13 protein-coding genes and 1 pseudogene are annotated in these 8,929 nt (G+C 67.3%); 10 read left to right on the top strand and 4 right to left on the bottom strand.

Annotated elements, in window-relative coordinates; genetic code table 11:
- From glyA to H0X90_RS27835, 7 genes and pseudogenes are all read left to right on the top strand, one after another.
- Window positions 1-281 (top strand): annotated as a pseudogene (gene glyA / locus H0X90_RS27865) (serine hydroxymethyltransferase); the annotation flags it as partial.
- Window positions 282-287: 6 nt separating this feature from the next.
- Complete coding sequence (nrdR, locus tag H0X90_RS27860) at window positions 288-767, top strand: transcriptional regulator NrdR (protein WP_006476792.1); 480 nt, start codon at window positions 288-290, stop codon at window positions 765-767.
- Window positions 768-920: 153 nt separating this feature from the next.
- Complete coding sequence (locus H0X90_RS27855; protein ID WP_077189951.1) at window positions 921-1,484, top strand: GspH/FimT family pseudopilin; 564 nt, start codon at window positions 921-923, stop codon at window positions 1,482-1,484.
- A gap of 17 nt (window positions 1,485-1,501) precedes the next feature.
- Complete coding sequence (locus H0X90_RS27850) at window positions 1,502-1,891, top strand: hypothetical protein (RefSeq protein ID WP_227745455.1); 390 nt, start codon at window positions 1,502-1,504, stop codon at window positions 1,889-1,891.
- Window positions 1,881-2,717, top strand: a complete 837-nt coding sequence (locus tag H0X90_RS27845) for a PilW family protein (protein WP_077189950.1) — start codon at window positions 1,881-1,883, stop codon at window positions 2,715-2,717. Before H0X90_RS27850 ends, H0X90_RS27845 begins: the two co-directional genes overlap by 11 nt.
- A gap of 143 nt (window positions 2,718-2,860) precedes the next feature.
- The gene (locus H0X90_RS27840) at window positions 2,861-3,388 is read left to right on the top strand and encodes a hypothetical protein (protein WP_171984157.1); all 528 of its coding nucleotides are present in this window, start codon (window positions 2,861-2,863) and stop codon (window positions 3,386-3,388) included.
- Window positions 3,385-3,831, top strand: coding sequence for a type IV pilin protein (locus H0X90_RS27835; protein ID WP_171984156.1), 447 nt, complete (start codon window positions 3,385-3,387; stop codon window positions 3,829-3,831). Before H0X90_RS27840 ends, H0X90_RS27835 begins: the two co-directional genes overlap by 4 nt.
- 54 nt (window positions 3,832-3,885) lie before the next feature.
- On the opposite strand, the gene H0X90_RS27830 is transcribed toward H0X90_RS27835, so the two are convergent.
- The 3 genes from H0X90_RS27830 to H0X90_RS27820 all read right to left on the bottom strand — a co-directional run bounded on the left by H0X90_RS27830 (window position 3,886) and on the right by H0X90_RS27820 (window position 5,184).
- Complete coding sequence (locus H0X90_RS27830; protein WP_077189949.1) at window positions 3,886-4,329, bottom strand: DUF3318 domain-containing protein; 444 nt, start codon at window positions 4,327-4,329, stop codon at window positions 3,886-3,888.
- A 43-nt stretch (window positions 4,330-4,372) separates the two neighbouring features.
- Window positions 4,373-4,762 (bottom strand): phage holin family protein, encoded by a 390-nt coding sequence (locus H0X90_RS27825; RefSeq protein WP_006476790.1) that lies wholly within the window; start codon window positions 4,760-4,762, stop codon window positions 4,373-4,375.
- Between the two features lie 119 nt (window positions 4,763-4,881).
- Window positions 4,882-5,184, bottom strand: a complete 303-nt coding sequence (locus H0X90_RS27820; protein ID WP_006494044.1) for a YqjD family protein — start codon at window positions 5,182-5,184, stop codon at window positions 4,882-4,884.
- A gap of 318 nt (window positions 5,185-5,502) precedes the next feature.
- On the opposite strand from H0X90_RS27820, the gene H0X90_RS27815 reads away from it, so the two are divergent.
- On the top strand, window positions 5,503-6,141 hold the full coding sequence (locus H0X90_RS27815) for a peroxiredoxin (protein ID WP_006476788.1): 639 nt from the start codon (window positions 5,503-5,505) through the stop codon (window positions 6,139-6,141).
- Between the two features lie 125 nt (window positions 6,142-6,266).
- Here the strand turns inward: H0X90_RS27815 and H0X90_RS27810 are convergent, their stop codons facing one another.
- The gene (locus H0X90_RS27810; protein ID WP_006484906.1) at window positions 6,267-7,454 is read right to left on the bottom strand and encodes an acyl-CoA dehydrogenase; all 1,188 of its coding nucleotides are present in this window, start codon (window positions 7,452-7,454) and stop codon (window positions 6,267-6,269) included.
- Between the two features lie 113 nt (window positions 7,455-7,567).
- Between H0X90_RS27810 and H0X90_RS27805 the strand changes: the two genes are divergently transcribed.
- A complete protein-coding gene (locus H0X90_RS27805) occupies window positions 7,568-8,359 on the top strand; it encodes an IclR family transcriptional regulator (RefSeq protein ID WP_077019966.1) in 792 nt (263 codons plus the stop codon).
- Between the two features lie 139 nt (window positions 8,360-8,498).
- Window positions 8,499-8,909 carry a GFA family protein gene (locus H0X90_RS27800; RefSeq protein WP_034200949.1) on the top strand — a complete coding sequence of 137 codons (411 nt, stop codon included), beginning with the start codon at window positions 8,499-8,501 and terminating at the stop codon, window positions 8,907-8,909.
- The last annotated feature ends 20 nt before the right edge of the window (window positions 8,910-8,929 follow it).

The raw sequence follows: 8,929 nt of genomic DNA, 5'->3' as shown, positions 1-8,929 counted from the left end.
CGAAGCACATCACGGGCAAGGCGGCGGAAGCGGCGCTCGGCGCGGCGCACATCACGGTGAACAAGAACGCGATTCCGAACGACCCGGAAAAGCCGTTCGTGACGAGCGGCATCCGTCTCGGCTCGCCAGCGATGACGACGCGCGGCTTCGGGCCGGCGGAAGCCGAGCAGGTCGGCAACCTGATCGCCGACGTGCTGGAGAACCCGGAAGACGCAGCGACGATCGAGCGCGTGCGCGCGCAGGTCGCCGAGCTGACCAAGCGTTTCCCGGTCTATCGCTGATCGCCGATGCGCTGCCCGTTCTGCCGGCATGACGACACGCAGGTCGTTGACTCGCGCGTGTCCGAGGATGGCGCCGCGATTCGGCGGCGCCGTCGCTGCTCGGCTTGCGACAAGCGCTTCACGACGTACGAGCGGGTCGAGTTGTCCCTGCCGTTCGTCGTGAAGAAGGACGGCAGCCGCACCGAATTCGACCGTCGCAAGATCGTCGCCAGCATGCAACTCGCGCTGCGCAAGCGGCCGGTTGCCGCCGACGCGATCGACGCGGCGGTCGCTCGCATCGAATATCAACTGCTCGCGACCGGCGAGCGCGAAGTGCGTAGCGAGAAGCTGGGCGAGCTCGTGATGAACGAGTTGCGCGGCCTCGATACGATCGCCTATGTCCGCTTCGCATCGGTGTATCGCCGGTTCGAGGACGTTTCCGAATTTGCCGACGTGATCGAAGAGTTCCGTCGCGCCTCTCCCGCCAAGACCCCACGTAAGCGCTGACGCGCTGCGTCCGTTCATCGTCTGCTCCGTTGGTTCGATTCGCGCCGATTGTGTCGGTCGCGATCGCATGTCGCCAGTCGGCCGTTCGGCAAATGGCGCGCGTTTGCACGCGCCGCTACAGTCGTCGCATCACCGTGGCGGAGGACGATTGCGATGGAACGGGGCGCTCAACCCTTGAAGAATGTGGTGCAACGAGCGGGCGGATTCACGCTCGTCGAGTTGATGGTCGCCATGTCGCTGGCAGCGGGGCTTGCGCTCTATGCGGTGCCCACGTTCGACCAGTGGCGCATGCGCGAACGCGTGGATGCCCGCTCGCTCGCGCTGCTCGGTGCGCTGTCGTTTGCGCGTACCGAGGCAACGCGTCTCGGCGCGCGCGTCACGTTGTGCCGCGCGGGGCGCGACGGCGCCTGTCTGCGGGCCGGCGAGCGATGCGATCCGGCCGAATGGTCGTGCGACTGGATCGTCAGCGGGCAGATCGACGGGCGCTCGCGTGTGCTGCGCCGCTATCCGCGCGATGCCGAAGTGGCCGTCACGGGCGCGGCGCACGAGCTCGCGTTTGCGCCACCGGCCGGTCAATCGATCGGCGGAATCCGGCGTTTCGAATTGCGCCCGCGGCGCGGTGTGTCCGCGGCCGACGATACGCGCGTGTCGCGTTGCGTGCGGATTGCTGCAGGCGGCCGCGCGCGGATGGTCGCCGGCCGCTGCGACGCGGCGTGATCGCCATGCGCAATGCCATGCGCGGTACATCGTTGATCGAGGCGACACTGGCCATCGCGCTGCTCGCGACCGTGATGCTGGCGGTGGTCGGCAGCCAGCTCGCGATGGCGCGCGCGCAGCGTGCGACGATCTGGCGCGAACGCGCGCTGTGGCTGGCCGATGCACGTATCGAGCGTCTGCATGCCGCGGTGGCCGCCGACGACGGCCTTGCGGCGCTGGCGGCGGCATCGTTGCCGGGTGGCGCGATGACGCTCGATGGCGGGCCGGGTGCCGTCCGTTACGCGGTTGTCGGCTGGCGTGGCGGAAATGGAGGTGCGTCGTCGCGCTGCGAGGCGACGGGGACGTCGACGCAGCCGCCATCGTGTGTCCGGATGCCGTTTCGCGACGGGCTAGCCGATGAACGCTGATCGTCGTACGCGCGGCCATACGCTGCTCGAAGTGCTGATCGCGATGACCGTCGGGCTCCTCGTGCTTGCGGCGGCCGGTGCGCTGTACCACGCGCAGCGCATTGCGCAGCGTCGCGCGGAAGACGGGTTCAGGATGCGCGACGCGGCCGCGACCGCGCTGATGCTGATCGGTCAGCAGGTCCAGATGGCCGGATTCCGGCCGCTCGATGCCGAAGCGACATCCTCGTCGTTGCCATCGGTGTTCGGCTGCTCGATGGCGCGCGTGCGCGGTAGCGGCGCACAGGTGCGCTGCGAGCCCGCGCGTCTGTCGTCGGACGCGTTGCTGGTCCGGTATGTCGGCGATGCCGTCTCGACGTGGACGACGGTGAGCGGTCAGGCGTCGGATTGCCTTGGGCAGGGTGTCGGTGTGCCGGGTGAACCTGTGCCGGTGGAGAATCGCTTCGACGCGCATGTCAGCCCGTCGACGGGCGAGCCCGAACTGTATTGCGAAGGAAGCGGCCGTCCGGGTACGCCACAGCCCGTGGTGGCCGGAATCGATCAGTTGCGCATCCGCTATTTGCGTCGCGACGCCATGCGGTTCGTCGACGCCGATGCGATGCGTGCCGACGACTGGCGCGATGTCGTGGCCGTGCATGTCTGCGTGCGGGCGCGCGGCGAACCAGTGCGCGAACCGACACCGCATATCGACTGTGACGGTCGCGTGGCCGTTGCACCGGACGGCCACGCACGTTTGACGCTCGATCGCATCGTCGCGGTGCGGAACGTCGCTGTCGCATCCGATGCTGCGTTGCATGGCGCAACTCAAGCAAGCGAGGCGGCGCGATGAGCGGAGCAGCGCAGCACGCGCGGGACGACCTCTCCCGGCGCACGAAGGCCGGCCACGCCCATGACCGCACCGCCGCAAATGACGACGAACGGCAGCAGACCGCGCGCGTTGGCGTTCCGGCGGCGAGCCCGCGCGAGCCGCACATGCGTCTCCGACCCGCCCGCCGCGCCGGGCGTCGCGATGCGGGCCTTGCGTTGCCTGCGGTGATCGCGGTCGGCGCAGCGGTCGCGGCACTGACCGGCACATGGTTCGACGCCGCACTGACGGAGTCGCGCCGCACACGCGCATTGTCGGATCGATTGATCGCGTTCCACGCGGCCGATGCCGCGCTTGCCGCGTGCACCGCGCGATTGCTGCGCGGCTCGGCGCCTTATATGAGCGAAAGCGAATCGCACGCGGAGCCCGACGCATGGCGGCGCATGCCGCCGCTGACGGCTCCCGAGGCGTTCGCGCCATTTGCCGGCTGGCCGATGGCCGCGCAGCCGCCGCGATGTCTGATCGAGGCATGGCGGCGTCCGGCAGGGCAGGCCGGCGGCCGCGCTTACCTGATTACCGCGCGTGGCGTCGGCACGCACGCATCGAGCGCCGTGTGGCTGCAACACCAGGTTGCGATACGCGACGGCCATATCGTCGCGCTGCATTGGCGTCGTGTCGCGACGGTGCTCCGATGAGCGGCCGCCTGCCTATCTGCCGCGCGGCAGGGTTCACGCTGATCGAGCTGATGATCGTGCTTGCGATCGTCGCCGTGCTGGCCGGATGGGGTATCCCGTCGTATCGCGAACATGTCGTGCGCGTTCACCGCGCGTCGGCGGTGTCCGCGCTGTACCGTGCGGCCCAGTATCTTGAAACGTTGGACGGTGCGCCGCCTGCGGCGTTGCCGGACGCGCTCGCACACGCGCCGCCGGACGGGCACGCCGTGTATCGATTGACGCTCGGGCGGCCGGACGGCGACGGTTCGCCGGTGAGCTATGAACTGACGGCGACGCCGCTCGACACCGGGCCGATGCGCGACGATGCATGCGGCACGTTCACGCTGCGCTCGGACGGAACGAAAGGCAACGCAGCAAGCGATGGCACCGACGAACCGGGTGCTGCGTGCTGGGGCGTGCGCTGAGTTCGCAAGAAAGGCGCGCAGCGGCGCATGGCCGTACGCGCGGAATGCCGACGATCAGTCGTCGTGTGCGTCGAGCCCGCGCTCGTCGCGGGACTGCTTCCAGATCCGGTAGACCTCCCATGCGGCGAAGCCGAGCGCGCCCCACTTCAACGCGGGGCCCGCGCTCGCGCGCAGCAGCGAGCGGACGGGCTTCGCCAGCACGAGCGACGCGAGCGAACTCAGCATCGGATACTGGTTGACGAGCTGGCCGAGGCTTGCGTTCAGGTTCTTGGCCGACTGGCCGAACTTGTGCGAGGACAGGCCGGGGATGAACACCTTGAGCCAACTGAAGCGCGTGACGGCCTGACGCATTTCGGCGGCGGCTTCCGCGAGTTCGAGCCGCTCGACTTCGGATCGCAGGATCAGCAATTCCTTGCGGAGCGCGCGGTGCTGCGACGCGCTCCAGTGCGATCGCGACGAATGGGAGCGGGATGGATTGCCCGTGATGTTCTGGCTCATGGCGCGTCGGCGAAGTAGGTGAGAGGGATGAGCGCGAGGGCGTTCACGGCTTGCCGCGGAACAGGTCGCGGTCTTTCTCGAGTTCGGCGAGCGTCGCCTCGAACACGGTCGGCGCGTCGCGCAGGCCCGAACGCGCCTTCAGCGCGCATACGATGCCGCCAACGGCATACAGTGCGGTGATCGCGGCGAGCGCCTGCCAGCGGTAGGTATCCCAGAACGCGATCGCGATCAGCACGGTCAGGCTGATGAGCGCCATCGTCGCGAGCATCATCGCGGCGAGACCGAGGAACAGCACGCCCATCAGGCGCTCCTTCTCCTCGGCAAGCTCGATGCCCACCAGTTCGAGGCGCGTCTGCAGAAGGCCGATGGCGGAGCCGACGAGGCGGCGCAGCGGTCCTTGACCGGACGGCTGCGAGTGGGTGTCTGTCGTCATGGATGAGGTGCTTGCGCGTGCAGTGAGCAGCTAGGACAAAGCCGGCCGGCGCAGACCGGCAGGCTTCGACGCCCGCGGGCCGCACATGCGGCCTGCGGGACGAAACGGCGCAGAGCGCGTTACTTGCGGTTGATCAGCAGGCCGATCAGCACGCCGACGCCGGCGGCCACGCCGATCGACGTCCACGGATGCTCGTGCACGTAGTCGTCGGTCGCGCGCGCGGCCTTCTTGCCTTTCTCGACCACCACGACCTGGACGTCGGCTGCCTTTTCCTTGGCCTGCTTGAGGCGCGACATGGCCTTCTCGCGCAGCTCGGCCGCACGGTCGCCCGTGCTGCTCGCAGCTTGCTTGAGCAGGTCTTCGGCGTCCGAGAGAACGGTTTTGATATCCGACATCAGTTTCTCCTTGTTGATTTCCGACATTGCAACTCCCTTCGTGCTGTCATGCTGCAGGTTCACATCGTAGCGAAACCCCTGCCTGCTGGCGAGCCGGGAAGACACACGGCGGCAGCGCAAGACTGCATGGTAAACGACTTGTAATCATGAACAGAGCGGCAAACGGGTTGAAAAGTTTCCTCTCCAGCCCGCCGTCCTGCCACGACGCCGGGTAAAAATGACAAAAAAGTATGAATATCAAACGGAATAATCGTTCGCACGGCCCATTGCTTCCCGTAAGCTGATGGACTGCCCCGCGCTGTCCAGCGCGCGGTTTCAACCAGCATCGTTCGAGGAGGGAACATCATGAGTCTGCGTCTTGGCGACATCGCACCGGATTTCGAGCAGGAATCGAGCCTGGGCACGATCAAGTTTCACGAGTGGCTCGGCAACAGCTGGGGTGTCCTGTTCTCCCATCCGGCCGACTACACGCCGGTGTGCACGACCGAACTCGGGCTGACCTCGAAGCTGAAGGGCGAATTCGAGAAACGCAACGTGAAGGTGATCGCGCTGTCGGTCGACGGCGTCGAATCGCACAAGGGCTGGATCAACGACATCAACGAAACGCAGTCGACGGTCGTGGGCTTCCCGATCATCGCCGACGCGGACCGCAAGGTGTCGCAGCTGTACGACATGATTCACCCGAACGCGAACGAAACGCTGACGGTGCGTTCGCTGTTCGTGATCGACCCGAACAAGAAGGTCCGGCTCACGATCACCTATCCGGCCAGCACGGGGCGCAACTTCGACGAAGTGCTGCGCGTGATCGATTCGCTGCAACTGACCGACAATTACAAGGTCGCGACGCCCGGCAACTGGAAGGATGGCGACGACGTCGTGATCGTCCCGTCGCTGCAGGATCCGGAAGAACTGAAGAAGCGCTTCCCGAAGGGCTTCAACGCGGTGCGTCCGTATCTGCGCCTGACGCCGCAGCCGAACAAGTAAGCATCGGCGGCCCGCAGCCGCGGCTCCGCTGAAAAAAGCCCGCCCGGCAGCGATGCCGGGCGGGCTTTTTCCTTGGCGGCGTGCGCGTGCGCGGCAACGCTGCCGCGTGCGTCATGGCCGGATCATCAGAAGAATGCCTGGATGCCCGTCTGCGCGCGGCCGAGGATCAGCGCGTGGATGTCGTGCGTGCCTTCGTACGTATTGACCACCTCGAGGTTCACGAGGTGGCGCGCGACGCCGAATTCGTCGGAGATGCCGTTGCCGCCGAGCATGTCGCGCGCGAGGCGGGCGATGTCGAGCGCCTTGCCGCACGAGTTGCGCTTCATGATCGACGTGATCTCGACGGCGGCCGTGCCTTCGTCCTTCATCCGGCCGAGGCGCAGCACGCCTTGCAGGCCGAGCGTGATTTCGGTCTGCATGTCGGCGAGCTTCTTCTGGATCAGCTGGTTCGCGGCGAGCGGCCGGCCGAACTGCTGGCGGTCGAGCACGTACTGGCGCGCGGTGTGCCAGCAGGACTCGGCGGCGCCGAGCGCACCCCACGCGATCCCGTAGCGCGCCGAGTTCAGGCACGTGAACGGGCCGCGCAGGCCGCTCACGTTCGGCATCAGGTTCTCGTCCGGCACGAACACCTCGTCGAGGACGATCTCGCCGGTGATCGAGGCGCGCAGCCCGACCTTGCCGTGGATCGCCGGCGCCGACAGGCCCTTCCAGCCCTTCTCGAGGATGAAGCCGCGGATCGCGTCCTTGCCGTTCTCTTCGAGCTTCGCCCAGACGACGAACACGTCGGCGATCGGCGAGTTGGTGATCCACATCTTCGCGCCGGACAGCGAATAGCCGCCGGGCACCTTCTTCGCGCGCGTGACCATGCTGCCCGGATCGGAGCCGTGGTTCGGCTCGGTCAGGCCGAAGCAGCCGATCCATTCGCCGCTCGCGAGCTTCGGCAGGTATTTCTGCTTTTGCGCGTCCGAGCCGAATTCGAAGATCGGCACCATCACGAGCGACGATTGCACGGACATCATCGACCGGTAGCCGGAATCGACGCGCTCGACTTCGCGCGCGATCAGCCCGTAGCTCACGTAGTTGAGGCCGGGGCCGCCGTATTCCTCGGGAATCGTCGGGCCGAGCAGGCCGACCTCGCCCATCTCGCGAAAGATGGCCGCGTCGGTGCGTTCGTGGCGGAACGCTTCGGTGACGCGCGGCGCGAGCTTGTCCTGTGCGTACGCCTGCGCGGCATCGCGAACCATCCGCTCTTCCTCGGTCAGTTGCTGGTCGAGCAGCAGCGGATCGTCCCAATGAAAAGTTGCAGCACTCATCGTCTCATCTCCTGTTGGTCCGGTCTTCGAGCCGGCCCCGTGTCAAAGTTTGCTTGACTCGCGTTCCGCTGTGCGGAACAATGTTTTGCAAATCGAACCCAGTGTAGCACCGGATGACACTTTCAACCATCGACGAAACCACGATCGACGAGCGCAAGTTCGTCGTCGCGCTCGCGCGCGGGCTCGACCTGCTGCGCGCCTTCCGCCCCGGCGAGACGATGCTGGGCAATCGCGATTTCGCGGAACGCACGGGGCTGCCGAAGGCGACGGTGAACCGGCTCGCCTATACGCTGACCGTGCTCGGCTATCTGCGCTACGACGAGACGCTCGGCAAGTATGCGCTGGACGCCGGCGTGCTGTCGCTCGGCTACGCGCTGCTGTCGGGCTCCGGGACGATCGATCTCGCGCGGCCGCACATGCAGGCGCTCGCGCGGGAGATCGGCGCGGCCGTGTCGCTCGGCTGCCGCGACGGGCTCGACATGATCTATCTGGAGACGATCCGCAGCGAGACCGCCTTGACGCTCGGGCTCGCGCCCGGTTCGCGGCTGTCGATGCTGACGAGCTCGATGGGGCGCGCGTACCTGGCCGTGCAGCCGGAGGACGTGCGCCGCGCGCTCTATGCCGAGCTGCACCGTGCGGCCGGCGGCGCGGCCGACGCCGATGCGCTCGTCGCCGCCGCGCAGCAGGCGGTGGCCGAATTTTCGGCGGGCGGGTGCTGTTATTCGTTCCGTGCGTGGCACATGGACGTGAACGCGGCGGCCGTGCCGTTTCGCGAGCCGCGCGAGGGACGCTGGCTGATCCTGAGCTGTAGCGGCCCGGCGTCGTCGATGGACGAGGGCGTGTTTCGCACGCAGGTCGGGCCGCAACTGAAGGCGCTCGCGCAGCGGCTCGGCCAGACGGTCTGAGCCACGCGTGCGTGGGCTGTTGCCGCCGCGCGGCAATCGGCTCGTGCGCGGCGGATGGAGAGGCGGCGCGGTGGCGTATTGCGCGATGGGCGAACCGCGCTCATCATCGTTCGCCTGCTTACCGACGACGAGGTCTGCGATGGCGCACCCCGAACCGATGGAAGGCGGATGCGCGTGCGGCGCGATCCGCTACCGTATCGCCGACGTGCCGACCGATGCCGGCTTCTGCCACTGCCGGCTCTGTCAGCGCACGACCGGCGCGGCGGTCGTCGCGTCGGCAACGGTGCCGATCGACGCGTTCGAATACCTGCAGGGCGAACCGACCGTCTACGCGTCGAGCGCATGGGGCGAGCGGCGTTTCTGCGGCCGTTGCGGCGCGCAACTCGAATACCGGCGCGCTGACGCGCCGCAGACGGTCGAGATCAACTACGCGACGCTCGACGAACCGTCGCGGTTGCGTCCGGCGTGGCACGTCTGGTATCGGGATCGTTTGCCGGGTGTCGAGATCGGCGACGATTTGCCGAAGTACGACGACGGTGGAAGAGAATAGGCGGCTCATCCGCGCCGATA

This window comes from Burkholderia sp. 9775_39 (assembly GCF_015712225.1).
Lineage (GTDB): Bacteria > Pseudomonadota > Gammaproteobacteria > Burkholderiales > Burkholderiaceae > Burkholderia > Burkholderia cenocepacia.
Note: the sequence above shows the minus strand (reverse complement) of the source record. Positions and strands in the feature narration are given on the sequence as shown.